The sequence below is a fragment of the Pseudoalteromonas sp. S327 genome, assembly GCF_005886415.1.
In the GTDB taxonomy this organism is placed as follows: Bacteria; Pseudomonadota; Gammaproteobacteria; order Enterobacterales; family Alteromonadaceae; genus Pseudoalteromonas; species Pseudoalteromonas atlantica.
Window position 1 is genome coordinate 141,792 of the sequence record NZ_PNDP01000035.1, and the last position, 14,908, is coordinate 156,699.

General features: G+C 39.3%; 14 protein-coding genes and 1 tRNA gene. 7 read left to right on the forward strand and 8 right to left on the reverse strand.

The window, feature by feature from the left end; genetic code table 11:
* Nucleotides 1-164: 164 nt before the first annotated feature.
* The 4 genes from CWB60_RS11705 to bamJ all read left to right on the forward strand — a co-directional run bounded on the left by CWB60_RS11705 (nucleotide 165) and on the right by bamJ (nucleotide 1,891).
* Nucleotides 165-542, forward strand: a complete 378-nt coding sequence (locus CWB60_RS11705) for a hypothetical protein (RefSeq protein ID WP_024034084.1) — start codon at nucleotides 165-167, stop codon at nucleotides 540-542.
* Nucleotides 543-670: 128 nt separating this feature from the next.
* Nucleotides 671-761 (forward strand) — tRNA-Ser (locus CWB60_RS11710).
* A gap of 53 nt (nucleotides 762-814) precedes the next feature.
* Nucleotides 815-1,201: a hypothetical protein gene (locus tag CWB60_RS11715; RefSeq protein ID WP_029772511.1), complete on the forward strand. Its 387-nt coding sequence runs from the start codon at nucleotides 815-817 to the stop codon at nucleotides 1,199-1,201.
* A 69-nt stretch (nucleotides 1,202-1,270) separates the two neighbouring features.
* Nucleotides 1,271-1,891, forward strand: coding sequence for a BamJ family beta-barrel-assembly machinery protein (bamJ, locus tag CWB60_RS11720; RefSeq protein ID WP_138578129.1), 621 nt, complete (start codon nucleotides 1,271-1,273; stop codon nucleotides 1,889-1,891).
* Between the two features lie 266 nt (nucleotides 1,892-2,157).
* On the opposite strand, the gene CWB60_RS11725 is transcribed toward bamJ, so the two are convergent.
* Nucleotides 2,158-4,539, reverse strand: coding sequence for a TonB-dependent receptor (locus tag CWB60_RS11725; protein ID WP_138578127.1), 2,382 nt, complete (start codon nucleotides 4,537-4,539; stop codon nucleotides 2,158-2,160).
* Between the two features lie 124 nt (nucleotides 4,540-4,663).
* On the reverse strand, nucleotides 4,664-5,053 hold the full coding sequence (locus CWB60_RS11730) for a YkgJ family cysteine cluster protein (RefSeq protein ID WP_138578125.1): 390 nt from the start codon (nucleotides 5,051-5,053) through the stop codon (nucleotides 4,664-4,666).
* Nucleotides 5,054-5,265: 212 nt separating this feature from the next.
* Here CWB60_RS11730 and CWB60_RS11735 point away from each other — a divergent pair, with 212 nt between their 5' ends.
* Nucleotides 5,266-5,694, forward strand: a complete 429-nt coding sequence (locus tag CWB60_RS11735) for a tetratricopeptide repeat protein (RefSeq protein WP_138578123.1) — start codon at nucleotides 5,266-5,268, stop codon at nucleotides 5,692-5,694.
* Nucleotides 5,695-7,383: 1,689 nt separating this feature from the next.
* Here CWB60_RS11735 and CWB60_RS11745 read toward each other — a convergent pair.
* Nucleotides 7,384-7,809, reverse strand: coding sequence for a hypothetical protein (locus CWB60_RS11745; RefSeq protein WP_404820997.1), 426 nt, complete (start codon nucleotides 7,807-7,809; stop codon nucleotides 7,384-7,386).
* 344 nt (nucleotides 7,810-8,153) lie between these two features.
* On the opposite strand from CWB60_RS11745, the gene CWB60_RS11750 reads away from it, so the two are divergent.
* Both CWB60_RS11750 and CWB60_RS11755 read left to right on the forward strand, forming a co-directional pair.
* Nucleotides 8,154-8,627 carry a hypothetical protein gene (locus CWB60_RS11750; RefSeq protein WP_138578121.1) on the forward strand — a complete coding sequence of 158 codons (474 nt, stop codon included), beginning with the start codon at nucleotides 8,154-8,156 and terminating at the stop codon, nucleotides 8,625-8,627.
* A 27-nt stretch (nucleotides 8,628-8,654) separates the two neighbouring features.
* Nucleotides 8,655-9,257 (forward strand): DUF1287 domain-containing protein, encoded by a 603-nt coding sequence (locus CWB60_RS11755; RefSeq protein ID WP_138578119.1) that lies wholly within the window; start codon nucleotides 8,655-8,657, stop codon nucleotides 9,255-9,257.
* 2 nt (nucleotides 9,258-9,259) lie between these two features.
* Here CWB60_RS11755 and yfaE read toward each other — a convergent pair whose 3' ends face one another.
* The 5 genes from yfaE to ubiG form a co-directional block, all read right to left on the reverse strand.
* Nucleotides 9,260-9,532, reverse strand: a complete 273-nt coding sequence (yfaE, locus tag CWB60_RS11760; RefSeq protein ID WP_004587862.1) for a class I ribonucleotide reductase maintenance protein YfaE — start codon at nucleotides 9,530-9,532, stop codon at nucleotides 9,260-9,262.
* On the reverse strand, nucleotides 9,532-10,662 hold the full coding sequence (nrdB, locus tag CWB60_RS11765; protein ID WP_004587863.1) for a class Ia ribonucleoside-diphosphate reductase subunit beta: 1,131 nt from the start codon (nucleotides 10,660-10,662) through the stop codon (nucleotides 9,532-9,534). Before nrdB ends, yfaE begins: the two co-directional genes overlap by 1 nt.
* 73 nt (nucleotides 10,663-10,735) lie before the next feature.
* Nucleotides 10,736-13,018: a class 1a ribonucleoside-diphosphate reductase subunit alpha gene (gene nrdA / locus CWB60_RS11770; RefSeq protein WP_054982452.1), complete on the reverse strand. Its 2,283-nt coding sequence runs from the start codon at nucleotides 13,016-13,018 to the stop codon at nucleotides 10,736-10,738.
* A 412-nt stretch (nucleotides 13,019-13,430) separates the two neighbouring features.
* Nucleotides 13,431-14,111 carry an HAD family hydrolase gene (locus CWB60_RS11775; RefSeq protein WP_138578117.1) on the reverse strand — a complete coding sequence of 227 codons (681 nt, stop codon included), beginning with the start codon at nucleotides 14,109-14,111 and terminating at the stop codon, nucleotides 13,431-13,433.
* Nucleotides 14,111-14,821, reverse strand: coding sequence for a bifunctional 2-polyprenyl-6-hydroxyphenol methylase/3-demethylubiquinol 3-O-methyltransferase UbiG (gene ubiG / locus CWB60_RS11780; RefSeq protein WP_138578115.1), 711 nt, complete (start codon nucleotides 14,819-14,821; stop codon nucleotides 14,111-14,113). Before ubiG ends, CWB60_RS11775 begins: the two co-directional genes overlap by 1 nt.
* Between the last annotated feature and the right edge of the window lie 87 nt (nucleotides 14,822-14,908).

Here is a 14,908-nt window from a genome sequence, read left to right on the forward strand (position 1 = left end):
TTAAGGTTGCTGCTGTTAGGCTCGTCCTTTTTTGATTTAGCTGTGAGAAGCGCACGGAAGCAATATAGGTTAACTTTTTCTTCTTCAGTTTGTTTTTTAATCGGTTGTTTTTTGTTAAAGTATGGAAAGTCTTAATAAAAATAACGATAAAGAAGACGAAAACGATGGGAAATTTATTTTTACAAGAAAAAGAGAATTGGCTGGCATGGTCAATTTGGGGAATAGTGGGTGCTTTTATTACACTTTATGTGGCAATGAGCACGAATACTGCACATTTTATAGCTGGCTCTGCTATGGGAATGCTTGTTTTATTAACCTGGTGGATGCAGCAGTCTAAAAGGTTTGATTTTGGTCGGGCCTTTAAAATTTGTTTTTATGTGTTATTGCTTAGTGTATTACCTGCATTTTTATTTGTGGTAGTACCAAGTGATGATTTAAACCGTTTTGATTTAATATTTCAAAGCGTTACATTTTTAGCACTTAGTTTATTACTGTGCTTAATTTGTTCGTGGATTGCACGCAGGCCAAAGCAATATTATTAATAGGGCAACGTGCAACCTAGGTTTTTAGCTATTTGTGGTGATTTTTTGAACCAAATGCTGTTTTTAGCTAATTATTTACATTTAGGTCTTTACAAGTTGCTCAATACCCCCTATTATTCGCGCCGTACGGAGAGATGGCAGAGTGGTCGAATGCACCGGTCTTGAAAACCGGCATAGGTTTGTAGCCTATCTAGGGTTCAAATCCCTATCTCTCCACCATTATTTAAAAAAACCGCCTTATGGGCGGTTTTTTGCTTTGTGGAGTTTAATAAATGTCAAAAGAAGCAAACCTTACAACATCGCAACGCTTAGTAAAGCATGTACTACTGTGGATTGTATTTGGCTACTGTTATCAAAGCGCGATTAATTTATTAATAAAAATGGCAGCAGATGCACAACCAGACGCAACGCTTATCACCGCCTTTGTGTATGGTATTGGCTTCAACGTATTAACTGCGCATCTTATTACTAAATACGATACGCATTGGCCTGTTATTGGCGCAGCTTTTATTGCTTTAGTTGGTTTAGTATTAGTGCCATTGGTGCTGTTTGGCAGTGGCGGTTTACTAGCGTGGCCATTGCTTGTTGGATTTTTATTCAGTTTACCCCTTTGTAGCTACATAGTTGGCAAAATTAAGGTAAAACACAGTAAAAACTAGCCCCAAACCGGTTTTATTTTATGTTAGCATGTACGCGTCTTTTAACTAACAAAACGTGAAAAACACATTATGTCAGATAATTTTACTACAGATGCTGAAAAAGCAAGTTACGGTATTGGCTTACAAATGGGTGAGCAACTTAAGTCTAACCCTTTTGAAGGCTTAAACCTAAATTCAGTATTTGAAGGCATGAAAGATGCGTACGCTGGTAGCGCTTTTCAAGTTGAGATCCCTGAGATCCAAGCTGCATTTGAAAAAATTAACGAAGAGATCCAAGCGCGTCGTGAAGAAGAAGCAAAAGTACTTTCTGCTGAAGGTATTGCATTCTTAGAAGAAAACGCTAAGCGTCCTGAAATCACTGTTACCGAGTCTGGTTTACAATACGAAGTACTAGTAACAGGCGAAGGCGAAAAGCCAACTGCTGAGTCTACAGTACGTGTTGATTACCACGGTACATTAATTAACGGTACAGTATTTGATAGCTCTTACGAGCGCGGTCAACCAGCTGAATTCCCAGTAGGTGGCGTGATCAAAGGTTGGACTGAAGCTTTACAAATGATGCCAGTAGGCACTAAATGGCGTATTTACGTTCCTCATGAGCTTGCTTATGGTGAACGTGGCGCAGGTGCTGCTATTGCACCTTTCTCAACGCTTGTATTTGACGTTGAGCTACACGAAATCCTTTCTTAATTTAGTTATTAAGTCAGTATTTAAAAAGCCGTGGTCTTGACCGCGGCTTTTTTGTGTCTTGTGGTTTTATAGCAAGCTTTAAAAACGTTAATAATTTAGGCCAATCCGCTTAATTAAGTGCGTTATTTTGGGAAAGATAAACTTGCTACCTGCGCTACAAACGCTATTACAACAAGTAAATAACCTAGTTAATTAAATGAGTAGGCATAAAAAAACCGCATATAAAATGCGGCTTTAAAAGTAACTAAATAAATGCCAAAGCGTTATTAAAAATAACCTCTAATACCAAAGCGGAAGTTTCTACCTGGTAGTGGGGCTTTATCTTTTATAAACGAGCTGTGAACAAGGCCAAGTTCGTCTGTAATGTTATCTACATTTAAGTATAACTGCGTATCTATAGCGCCTAAACTTAACTGATAATTAGCTTGAGCATCAACAATTGTGTAGCCATCGGTTTTAGTTTCATAGGCGCTAATTTTATCTTGCTCAAAGTAGTGCGTACCTGTGAGCGTTAGCTGTAAATCGCCTACATTGTATTGTAATTCAGATCCTAATTTATTTGCTGGTATGCGCGGCAAGTTACCTTCGTCGTCTTTTAGCTTAGCGCGTGTTGAATCACCAAATACTTTAACCATGGCATTAGGGTCAATTTGATAGTGTACATCAAATTCTACACCATAGAGTTCAGCATCTTTACTGGCAAACTGATATACGGCAACCGCATCATCGTCAGCGCCAATTGCAGACTCTAAACCATCTTCTTCGTCGTAAACTAATCCAGTGTTTTGTTGATAATAAAAGTTTTTAATATCGTTATAGAAAAAATTAACTGTGTAACCAAAGTCACCGCTAAAACGCCTAAAGCTAAAATCTAAATTGGTCGATTTTTCTTGTTTAATGTCTTCTGGCTCAAAGTGAACCTCGTTATCTTCAATATGATAGCCAAGGCCTAGCTCGTAAGTACCTGTAGCAATGTGTAATCCGTTTGATAAAAGCTCAGCAGAAAGGGGCGCACGCTCAGAGTGAGATAAGCTAAGTGCTACGCTTTGCCCTGGTGTGTATTGCCAAATAGCACCGGCAGAGGCGCTTACATTAGTAAAGCTTTCACTGTATGCAATGCTTTCTTCTTCGCCTTCGTCATGATCTTCTTCTTCATCGTGATCATGTGCGTGCTCGCTTTCGGTAATTGTGCTTGTTATTTCGTAATCTTCGATACGCGCACCAAGCTCGAGTGTAACATCACCAAATTCACGTTCTTCAAGTAGGTATAACGCATGTGTAGTGGTCACACTTGCAGGAGTAAATGCTTCTTCGCCAATTGCGTCGTAATCCGATTCGCTATAATGATAGCCCATCATACCGTGCCACTGCGCTAACTTGTGCTCTACATTTAAGCGTGCTTCGGTTGTTTCGTTTTTAAAGGTGGTGCCAATTTCACCGTCTTCAATTTCACTGTGTTTGTAATCAGTGTAGCCAACACGAAGATTAATATTTTCAATCCAGTTATTATCAAGCGCATAGCTTATAAGGCCTTGCCAACGATCTTGCTCTAGATGTGCATAAACAGACTCTTCTTCCTCTTCATCTGCGTGCTCATCGTGTTCTTCTTCGGTTTCACCTTCATGGTCATGGTCATGATGCTCATGCCCAGGAATACCGTAATCGGTTTCAATGCTACCGTAAGAAAAGCCAACCGTTAAATGATCGCCCACATAACTCGTACCCACATTAAATGTGTCGCTATCAATAAAAGTGTTTTCTACAGAGTTATGGGTTTCAACATCACCATCTTCATCTGTAATGTTAAATGTCGGCGTTTCATAGTCATCGCCGCTGCGTTTAGTCCCATCAAAATGAAAGTTAAATCCGTCATTTCCTGTTTCTAGTTTTGCAGCCACGGTATTTGAGTTAGAAACCGTGTCATGACTGTATTCAGCAGCACCGGTTAAATCATCTAAATTGCTCGTTGGAATACGGTTATCAACCACATTTACCACACCACCTATTGCGCCTGAGCCATAAAGTAGGGTGCTTGGTCCGCGCAATACTTCAATTTGTTCCGCTGCTAAGCTGTCGCTTGAGGTTGCATGGTCAGGACCAATGCGCGATGCATCGCTGGCATCTAAACCGTTTTGGGTAATTTTAACGCGAGGGCCATCTAAACCACGGATAATAGGGCTTGATGATACCGGACCAAAGTAACTGGCATTAACTCCTGGTAAGCCCTTTAGTGTTTCGCCAAGGGTCGCTTTTGATTTGTTTTTAAGCTCATCACCTGATAAAACGCTAACCGGCGAAATCATTTCTAAGCTATTTTTATGCAGTGCAGAGGCATATACAACAACGGTTTCTACCGAGGTAGGGGTAAGCGACACCGTTACATTGTTTGAGTTTTCATTTACCGCAATACGCGAGTCTATAAAGTTGTCTTTACTTACATGCAATTGACTTTGAGAGTCTACATCAATAGAAAATTCGCCCTGTGCGTTGGTTTTTACACCTTGGTCTTTACCATGTACGTGTACAGCTGCGTTTTCAATAGGTTGGTTTTTATCGTCTGTTATTTTACCGGTAACGGTAGCAGCAAGTGCTGAGTGAGAACATAAAACAGAAAAAACTGCAGAGGAAATTAATGTTAACTTTGTCATTATCTTAAAGGTTCGCGGTTACTATGTTGTGATATAATATAACACCGCATTTTTGACTTATCAACAATGTTATACTATAGCTTAATGTTTTTCGATGAATAAACACGCAAATAAGATAAGTTGTTTAAGAGCGGCTATCAAGCATAATTATATTAAGCTTATGTTGTGCTCTAATTTGTTTTTTTACATCGATAGGTTCTATCATTTCGCATTCATCACGTATCATTTCTGAGACCAGGCTTGGATAATGGCGGCAATCTTCTGGCCTATCTAGGTAAATGCTGCAGGTATACATTGTTTTATGGGAGGGCTCTTTTTTGGGCGCTATTTCTAAAAAGGGGCAAGTGGAGAGTCGCATTTGCGTTTTTGGATCAAACCAAATTTCATCATCTTTAACATATTGATAAATCTCTGGGTTAAACAGTGCCCACATTTCAATTTCTTGTACGGTTGCACTTAAATCGCCCCCACCGTATTTAATACAGCATTTACCGCATTGGTTGCACTCTTTCATTTTTAGCCAGTATATTAGGTGTCCATTTGTTCCTCAGTGTATCACTGTAACTAACGTGGATTACTTTTTTATATATAATTTTAAAACCACACTTTTATTTCCAACCCGCTATCTATTATTAATGTATTATTACACCTAAATAATTAGCCGTTCTAATAAGATTAGGGCGCCTCTAAATAGTTAGTTTAGTGACCAGTTAAGGATAGTTCCTGATGATGAACACCAAAGTATATAAAGCAGTACATGATTTAGCAGAGCAACTGATGGAAGCTGCAAATAGAAACGACCGTAAAAGATTTGAATTATTATTTTCTAGGCTCAAAGCTATTTGTGAAGAAAACGAGAATACTTCAAAAGATCACCCTGTACAGTGGGAAACCTTAGCTGACTTTACCGAAGAACTTGAAGAGGCAATTACCGCATATGAAAAAGCGCTACAGAAGTCGGTTGCAATCAATAATAAAGATCATATGTCGTCGGTTGCTTATTCAATGGCCACTCTACAAATAGAGCTTGGACAAACAAACGAAGCGATTAAAAGCCTAAAAAATGCCAAGGTTAGCGCTAATAAAATTGAAGATAAAGCGCTTAAAGCCGAAATACACGACCTACTAGAGTCACTTATTGAAGAAGAAGGCTAAATACATAACTTATCCATATTAAATGTGATTCTTGTGGATTTGGCTTAAGCTTAATAAAGCGCTGATGGTTTATACCCTCAGTGCTTTTTTATGTTCGCTATAAATACTAAACCAAAAGAAAAGGCTTACTATTGAGCTAGCTTATTCATAAAATCGACAATGTACTTTGCAATTTCTACTGGTTTTTCTTTAACACTAAAGTGTCCTGAATCGAGTAAATGTAGTTCAGCGTTCGGTACATCTTTTAAGTATGCTTTAGCGCCTGCGGCTATAAACGCAGGGTCGTTTTTACCTCATACAATTAACGTTGGGGGTTGGTAATTGCGTAAATAAGCTTGCCATTTTGGATAGTCGAGAAGGTTGTTGTAGTAATCTTGTAGCAATTGTACTTGAATTACTCTATCGGATTTGGTTTGTAAAAAGTGAAGAACGTGAGTCCAGCTATCTGGGCTCGTCACTTCTGGGTTACTTTGTACGTATCATAAATATTGCTTATTTATAATGGCTTTATTAGACGTGAATGAATAAATTTATCCCTCTGAGCTTGTGTTTTCTGCTCATTCGCGGCTTTAAAAAACGTTTGCCTCGGTAGGGTTAGCCCTTCTAAATACGCATTGCCATTTTGTACAATAAGTGCAACAAGTCTAATTGGGTTACTTAACAACATGCTAAAGCCCACAGGTGCTCCAAAGTCTTGTATATATAGGCCGTAGCGCCTTACTTTAAGCGTTGTTAGTAACTCTTCAAGTATTGAGCCAGAAAATCAAAAGTATATTTTTGAGTTTCTGGGTTTGAGCGTGCGTTATAACCAGAACCTAAATAATCAGGCGCTATTACGTGGTAGCGCCCAGACAAAGAGGAATTAGTTCACGGTAGCTATGTGACGATGATGGATAACCATGTAATAAAATAATAGTTTGTTTATGTTGTGTACCAGCTTCTCGATAGACGATTTTTTTTACCATTTACATTTGCATATTTGTAAGTGGTTTTTGAAGGCCATACAGCATCAGCGGCATACACTTAGGCGGTTAGTGTAGACATAGAAACTAGTAAAAACACAATGAATGAAATGATGTGAGCAGGTTTTATTTTAAAGTTTTTTTGTATATCTGGGTGCATAAGTAAACTCGTTATTTTTGGTAATGACGCTTTATTAATTTACCAGACCTGTTATTTACACAATTATATTCAGTTAATAGTGTTCACGTTATTATAACTAATAGGAATACAGTAATAGTATGTGTGATTTTAGAACGTACTATCAAGTATGCAGTAGGTTAGGGCGTCAGCTCTTTATTGGCAGCTTTTTTGCATTTGAAATAACTTATTAAATAAACCGCTATTGGAATAGTTGGGCTTAGTAAAACATGGGGGTTATAATAGACGTCTCGTTCGCCATAAAAACAAAAATATAATACTGCGGCGAGTATTGAGGGTAGGGGAAAGATGATTGCACCGTGCCCAAAAGCAGCAAAAATTGTCCACGAAAAAACACTAGGCCAAAGCACTGCTCTAATATAGGCTCCTTTATTTGTTGATTTCGCGGTTTTAGCGTAATTACGCGCAATAAAGTAAGATATTACTGTTGGAAATAAAATTAAAACGACGTTCAGTAGTATAAGTATAAGCACAGTGATTCAATTCCTTTTGATATTATTTTTATAGTCAGTTTTTTACAACAAGACCTTAGTCAGATTTAGTTAACTCAGTTTTTAAAGCAGTGATTTGCTCAACCTCATCTGCTGTTAATGCTTGATATAACCTAGGATAAGACCAGCCATAGCCCCACCTAAACGTGGTTGGTATAAAAGGGCTTCCACCAATACGTACCCCAGCAAGCATGAGATTAGCTATATGTATCTCGCCTACATCAGCAACACACTGCTGTAATACTTTATCTGCTTTTAAACGTTCCTCGTACGTACCACCTTGCCAATAGGCATAGTCATGCGCTGTGCAGCACGCTAACCAGAGCTTTTTATGATGTATGGTCCCATCAGGGAATGAGCTACACCCATCTGATGTAAAGGGTTTTATATTTTCAGCATTAGCTGTACCAGAAAGTAAAATTAGTAAAAGGCTTGCACATAAACGCATTGTGTTAATACTCAAATTCACGTATGTAAGGTTAAATTTATACATAAGTGTTTTAGCTACGATTTTAGTTACAAATAATAACAGTTTTTTAAGTATAAAGAAGACGTCTAACTATCTAGGAACTGTTTATTTTTCTATGTTGAAATTATTAGCATAGAGTTTGGTTTTAAGGTAAACCACGCCTATTCTATGAGCTTACTCCCTGTACATGGCAAATACGCGCTGTCTTTAAATTAAACCGAAGAGTGATTAACATTTTTAAATTTTAAAAAAGAGATTCGTTAATTTACTTTTGTTACAATTGAGTTGTTGGCTTACAACACTTATACAATGTTAAGTTAGTATTTTGGAGAAAGGACATGCTCGAACAAATAGAACAATGGATTGATGCAACAAATATTAAATATAAAACCCAAAGAATTAGTTGTGAGAAATTTGCTCGTGAGTTTGCAGGGTTTTATCCTGTCGAATTTTTAAAAAATGCCTTTTACGTTATTGTCGATGAAATACCCAAACCTAACTTTCCTTTTTTGCGTGAAATGGGATTAGACGATTTTATTGACATGGATGCCGCAGGTACTACATACAAAAACACTTATTACATGCTTCCTTACGTAGCTGATAATTTAGCTGTACATTTTCATGAACTTGTTCACGTAGCCCAATGGAGTGAACTTGGCGCCGAGGCTTTTATGTTACGTTACTTAACCGAAATTCAGCAGGTTGGTTATGCAGCTGCGCCACTTGAAGTAATGGCGTATGGTCTTGATAAGCACTTTACAAATAATGGCAATAAAATAAACGTGCCTGAACACGTGGTTCAAGCGTTGTAGTTAATTAACATTTTCAAAGGATTGCATATGACACGCTTTACTGTTTTTTTACTGAGCTTACTTAGTGTAAATGCCTATGCGGCATCGTTTGATGACGATATTGTGGCTGCATTACTTGAAAGAACAACACATAACGTTACCTACGATGGGTCTTATCGCTCTATTGGCTATCCTGGTGGTGATGTACCTGAGAATGTAGGTGTGTGCACCGATGTAATAATTAGAAGTTACAGAAAGTTAGGCATCGATTTACAGAAACTCGTGCATGAAGACATGCAAAATAACTTTACACTGTATCCATCTAAACGTATTTGGGGTTTAAATAAGCCTGATAAAAATATAGACCACCGAAGAGTGCCTAACTTACAAACCTACTTTAAAAGACAGGGTCGTGCGTTAGTGTTATCTGATAGCCCTGAAGAGTATAAAACAGGTGATATAGTGACTTGGATGTTACCGGGTAACCTGCCACATATAGGGATGGTAGTTAATGAGCGTTCAGTACAAACTGGCAATCCATTAATTGTACATAACATTGGGCGTGGGGCAGAAAAAACCGATATGCTTTTTGATTATAAAGTCACGGGGCACTACCGGTTTGAACCACAGTATTTGAATAAAACGCAGTAAATTTATTTTAAATTAATACTTATATTACCGTTTGGCTTACAACAGCACAGCAGTATTTCTCCCTCGCGTACAAACGCTAAAGGCTCTTCGTTATAGTGCACTTGGCCAGAGACTAACGTGGCTCTGCACGCGCCACAATAACCTTCGCGGCATTGATACGCTACGTCTATTTTTTGGTTTTCTAAGCAATGTAAAACAGAAGGGCAGCCAGTGCTAAACTCTATACACTGGCTGTTATCTGCAAGCGTTATACTTGCAGTGGGTTTGTCACTCATTATAAATCAAAGTCACCAAATTCTGAGGCATCTACTTGTGAGTCAATTTGACCTACAAGGTATGAGCTAATTTCAGCTTCTTGCGGTGCAACTTGCACATTGTCAGAGACAAGCCATGAGTTGATCCATGGAATTGGGTTACTGTTGTTTTCAAATTGCGCAGGCAGGCCAATGGCGGTCATACGTGCGTTGGTGATGTATTCAACATACTGACATAAAATGTGTTTGTTTAAACCAATCATAGAGCCATCTTTGAATAAGTACTCTGCCCATTCTTTTTCTTGCTCTGCGGCTTCAACAAACATTTTAATGGCTTCTTCACGGCACTGCGCGGCAACAATCGCCATTTCAGGGTCGTCTTTACCATCTTGCATAATGTTCAAAATATGCTGCGTACCCGACAGGTGAAGTGCTTCATCACGTGCTATTAGCTTGATGATTTTAGCGTTACCTTCCATTAATTCACGCTCAGCAAAGGCAAACGAACACGCAAAGCTGACATAAAAACGAATGGCTTCAAGAATATTTACCGACATCATGGCAAGGTAAAGTTTCTTTTTAAGATCAAATAAGCTAATCACAACGGTTTGACCGTTAATTTCGTGCTTGCCTTCGCCATACAGGTTATAGAGCGACACGCCATTGATTAAATCATCGTAGTAGGTGGTTACCGCATCAGCACGTTCGCTAATTTTTTCGTTACTTACTATGTCATCAAAAATAAGTTCTGGTGACTGTGTAACGTTACGAATAATGTGGGTGTAAGAGCGACTGTGAATAGTTTCACTAAATGCCCATGTTTCTATCCATGTTTCTAGCTCAGGAATAGACACAATAGGAAGTAGGGCAACGTTTGGCGAGCGGCCTTGTACACTATCAAGCAGCGTTTGATATTTTAAGTTACTTAAAAATATGTGCTTTTCGTGCTCTGGTAATGCTTGAAAGTCTAAACGGTCTTTACTTACGTCTACTTCTTCTGGACGCCAAAAAAACGAAAGTTGCTTTTCAATCAATTTTTCAAAAATAGGGTATTTTTGTTGATCGTAACGCGAAACGTTAACGGTTTGGCCAAAAAACATCGGCTCTTGCATTTGATCATTATGGTTACGACTAAAAGTAGTATAAGACATGTCTATCACTCAAAAAACTATCACTAAAACTATCAGGACAAAGCGGGCAAAGAGCCCGCTTTAAGTTTAACTATTAAATTTTACACGCGCCGCCTGCACAATCATCATCTTCCACTTCTGGAGTGTCGTCTTGTGCATCTGATGCGCCATCGCGGGTGTTATGGTAGTAAAGTGTTTTAACACCAAGCTTGTATGCACCTAGTAAGTCTTTTAATAAGACTTTCATAGGTACTTTACCGCCTTCGTATTTGTTTGGATCATAATTAGTATTGGCCGAAATAGTTTGGTCAATAAACTTTTGCATTATGCCCACTAACTGTAAGTAACCATCGTTTGATGGAATATCCCACAGTAGCTCGTAGTTATCTTTTAAGCGTTCGTACTCAGGAACTACTTGTTTTAAAATACCGTCTTTACTTGCTTTAACGCTAATGTGACCACGTGGTGGCTCAATACCGTTAGTTGCGTTAGAGATTTGCGACGATGTTTCTGAAGGCATTAATGCGCTAAGTGTTGAGTTACGCATGCCGTGCTCTTTAATGCTGGCACGTAATGAATCCCAATCTAAGTGCAGTGGCTCATCACAAATTTTATCTAAGTCACGTTTGTACGTATCAGTTGGCATAATACCTTGAGAGTACGTTGTTTCGTTAAACTTAGGACACGCGCCACGCTCTTTAGCCAGCTCGTTTGATGCCTTCATTAGGTAGTATTGAATTGCTTCAAACGTTTTGTGAGTCAGTGCATTAGCACTGCCATCTGAGTAACGCTTACCATTTTTAGCAAGGTAGTAAGCGTAGTTAATTACGCCTATTCCTAACGTACGACGGCCCATAGTGGCATTACGTGCAGCCGGTACTGGGTAGTCTTGGAAATCAAGTAGGTTATCAAGTGCACGTACTGCAAGCTCTGCAAGCTCTTCAAGTTCATCAAGTGACTCAATAGCGCCTAGGTTAAATGCAGATAGCGTACAAAGTGCAATTTCGCCTTCTTCATCGTTTACGTTATTTAACGGCTTAGTTGGCAATGCAATTTCTAAACATAAGTTAGATTGGCGAATTGGCGCAACTTTAGAAATAAACGGGCTGTGCGTATTACAGTGATCCACGTTTTGTAAATAAATACGACCTGTGCTGGCACGCTCTTGTGCGAACATTGAGAAAAGCTCAATCGCTTTAATACGCTTTTTACGAATAGACTCGTCTTGCTCGTATTTTACGTATAACGCGTCAAACTCGTCTTGGTCTTCAAAGAATGCATCGTAAAGGCCAGGCACATCTGATGGGCTAAATAATGTAATGTAGTCGTCTTTAATTAAACGAGAATACATTAGTTTATTAAACTGTACGCCGTAATCTAAATGACGAACACGGTTATCATCAACACCACGGTTATTTTTAAGTACTAGTAGGTTTTCTACTTCTAAATGCCAAAGCGGGTAGAATAACGTTGCAGCACCGCCACGTACACCACCTTGCGAGCAGCTTTTAACTGCTGTTTGAAAGTGCTTATAAAAAGGAATACAACCTGTGTGGTACGCCTCACCATTACGGATATGGCTACCTAATGCACGAATACGGCCGGCGTTAATACCAATACCTGCACGTTGTGAAACGTACTTAACAATGGCAGATGATGTGGCGTTAATTGAATCAAGGCTGTCGCCACATTCAATAAGTACACACGAGCTAAACTGACGCGTAGGTGTACGCACACCCGACATAATTGGCGTAGGTAAGGAGATTTTAAACGTTGATACTGCATCGTAAAAACGTTTGATGTAGTCAGTACGCGTTTCGCGCGGGTAGTCAGAAAATAAACTCGCAGCCACTAAGATATATAAAAACTGAGCGCTTTCGTAAATCTCACCCGTTACTCGGTTTTGTACCAGGTATTTACCTTCAAGCTGCTTTACTGCTGCGTAGCTAAAGTTAAGATCGCGCGAATGATCAAGATAAGCATCTAGCTCGTCAAGCTCTTGTTCTGTGTAATCAACAAGTAAGTGAGCGTCGTAGCGTTTGTCTTCAACCATTTTTGTAACATGGTCAAATAAACGTGGTGGCTCAAACTGGCCATACGCTTTTTTACGTAAGTGGAATACAGCTAAGCGGGCAGCTAAGTACTGGTAGTCAGGCGACTCTTTTGAAATTTGATCGGCTGCTGCTTTAATGATGGTTTCGTGAATGTCTTTTGTACGAATACCGTCGTAAAATTGAATGTGTGACTTTAATTCAACCTGTGAAACCGATACGTTGTTTAAACCTTCGGCGGCCCATTCAATAACGCGATGGATCTTATCAAGATCTAAAGGCTCTTTACGCCCGTCACGCTTGCTTACAGATAACTGTTGGTTCATAGCTTTGCCTGTATTCCTTGGGAATTGTGTATTTTGACCAATGCTTTATACCTCGCCAAAGCAAGGTACGTATTCATTTATTATAAGTTTCACCGTATTGGCGAATTTAATTGAATAACATTTGGCCACAATATCTGGTGTTGTTCAATTTAGAGATCACAAGATAGTGTGGTCTGAGCTGATTTGCAAGGGACATAATTGCCCCTATTTGTGGATAACTTTGGGATAACGTATTTGTGTTAGTAGTCACTCACCTTCGAACAATCATTTAAGTTGAAATAGCTAAAAATCAACTAATGATCTGCTAAATTTACGCATTTTGAAAATAAATTTCGACTGCTTTTTTTATCATCAAGCTTTGCATAAAAACTAACACAATCACAATATATAGTGTTTAAAAATTTACATGACACTATATATGGTTAAAAGCATCAATGGGGCTGTGCCAGTTAAAATCGGCTTCCCAGCCCTTGGCCTCATCAATACTTGGTATATAGCCCCAAAGCGCTGTTGCTGTGTGCATACCTGCGGCTTTACCTGCTTCTATATCACGTTGAGCATCACCTATGTATAAGCAACGTTTAGGATCTACGTTCATCAGTTTTGTACAGTGTAGTAAGGGTAAAGGTGATGGTTTAGCCTCGGTGAGCGTATCGCCACTGATCACAACGTGTGCATTTTTTAAAGCGGGTATAGCAGCCACTAATGGATCGGTTAAAAAACCGGGCTTATTAGTCATTATTCCCCATTTTATACCTTGGTTCTCAAGGGCTATGAGTAATGATTCTATGCCTTCAAAGCAGCGGGTGTGTGTCGCTAGGTTTTGGCTGTAGTGGCTGACTAACTGTTTTATACGTTCAGTTTGAGCTTGCGATGCCCATTGCGCTTTAAAGCCAAGTTCAAGCAATGCGCCGGTGCCATTAGACGCTACTTTTCTATACGCTTCAGGCGTAACTTGCGCAACACCTTCACTTTTAAGTACAGCATTTAAAGCAGCACCTAAATCGTCTGCCGTATCAAGCAAGGTGCCATCTAAATCAAATAAGAAAGCGTCGTACTCAAAAGGAGTTAAGGGGGTATGAGAGCTAGCCATTACGCTAACTTCTCAAAATGAAGAATATAATTAACACTCACATCTGTATTTAGTGAATACTGCTTAGAAAGCGGGTTGTAGCCCAGGCCAGCACTGGCACGTACTTTTAAACCGGCTTGTTCAGCCCATGCAATAAGTTGTGCAGGTTTGATAAATTTGTTGTGATCGTGTGTGCCCTCAGGCACCATTTTTAACAGCTTTTCAGCACCTACAATAGCAAACAAGTAAGCTTTAGGCGTTTTATTTAGGGTTGAGAAAAAAACATCAGCCCCTGGCTTGGCAAGCTCTGCGACTGCATGAATAATAGAAGCAGGGTCAGGTACGTGCTCTAGCATTTCCATACAGGTTATTACATCAAAGCGAGCAGGGTGCTGGGTTGCAAATTCTTCTGCAGGTACTTTTATATAGTCAATATTTACACCGGTTTCTAGGCTATGAAGCTTTGCTACGGTGAGTGGCTCTTGGCCCATGTCTATACCGGTTACGTGTGCGCCCATGCGTGCCATGCTTTCGCTAAGAATGCCGCCACCACAGCCTACATCGAGTGTTTCTTTATCAAATAAGCCTTGGGTTTTGTTAGCCACAAAGTCTAATCGTAATGGGTTAATTTCGTGAAGAGGTTTAAACTCTCCGTCTTGGTCCCACCATCGCTCTGCAATGGCTTCAAATTTTGCTATTTCTGCGTTATCTACATTTTGATGTTCGGTCATAAAATACTTCCTCGTCAATCTGAGGCCATTATATAGGGCTAAATTGATAAATCGCAAAGTTTTGCGCCTGTAAATTTAAATTAATTG

What these genes read in the sequence shown, in the direction of transcription:
- CWB60_RS11705 (WP_024034084.1), top strand. Translation starts at nt 165, where the DNA reads ATGGGAAATTTATTTTTACAAGAAAAAGAGAATTGGCTGGCATGGTCA.
- CWB60_RS11725 (WP_138578127.1), bottom strand. Translation starts at nt 4,539, where the DNA reads ATGACAAAGTTAACATTAATTTCCTCTGCAGTTTTTTCTGTTTTATGT.
- CWB60_RS11775 (WP_138578117.1), bottom strand. Translation starts at nt 14,111, where the DNA reads ATGGCTAGCTCTCATACCCCCTTAACTCCTTTTGAGTACGACGCTTTC.
- CWB60_RS11750 (WP_138578121.1), top strand. Translation starts at nt 8,154, where the DNA reads ATGCTCGAACAAATAGAACAATGGATTGATGCAACAAATATTAAATAT.
- CWB60_RS11715 (WP_029772511.1), top strand. Translation starts at nt 815, where the DNA reads ATGTCAAAAGAAGCAAACCTTACAACATCGCAACGCTTAGTAAAGCAT.
- CWB60_RS11735 (WP_138578123.1), top strand. Translation starts at nt 5,266, where the DNA reads ATGATGAACACCAAAGTATATAAAGCAGTACATGATTTAGCAGAGCAA.
- yfaE (WP_004587862.1), bottom strand. Translation starts at nt 9,532, where the DNA reads ATGAGTGACAAACCCACTGCAAGTATAACGCTTGCAGATAACAGCCAG.
- CWB60_RS11755 (WP_138578119.1), top strand. Translation starts at nt 8,655, where the DNA reads ATGACACGCTTTACTGTTTTTTTACTGAGCTTACTTAGTGTAAATGCC.
- ubiG (WP_138578115.1), bottom strand. Translation starts at nt 14,821, where the DNA reads ATGACCGAACATCAAAATGTAGATAACGCAGAAATAGCAAAATTTGAA.
- CWB60_RS11730 (WP_138578125.1), bottom strand. Translation starts at nt 5,053, where the DNA reads ATGAAAGAGTGCAACCAATGCGGTAAATGCTGTATTAAATACGGTGGG.
- nrdB (WP_004587863.1), bottom strand. Translation starts at nt 10,662, where the DNA reads ATGTCTTATACTACTTTTAGTCGTAACCATAATGATCAAATGCAAGAG.
- bamJ (WP_138578129.1), top strand. Translation starts at nt 1,271, where the DNA reads ATGTCAGATAATTTTACTACAGATGCTGAAAAAGCAAGTTACGGTATT.
- nrdA (WP_054982452.1), bottom strand. Translation starts at nt 13,018, where the DNA reads ATGAACCAACAGTTATCTGTAAGCAAGCGTGACGGGCGTAAAGAGCCT.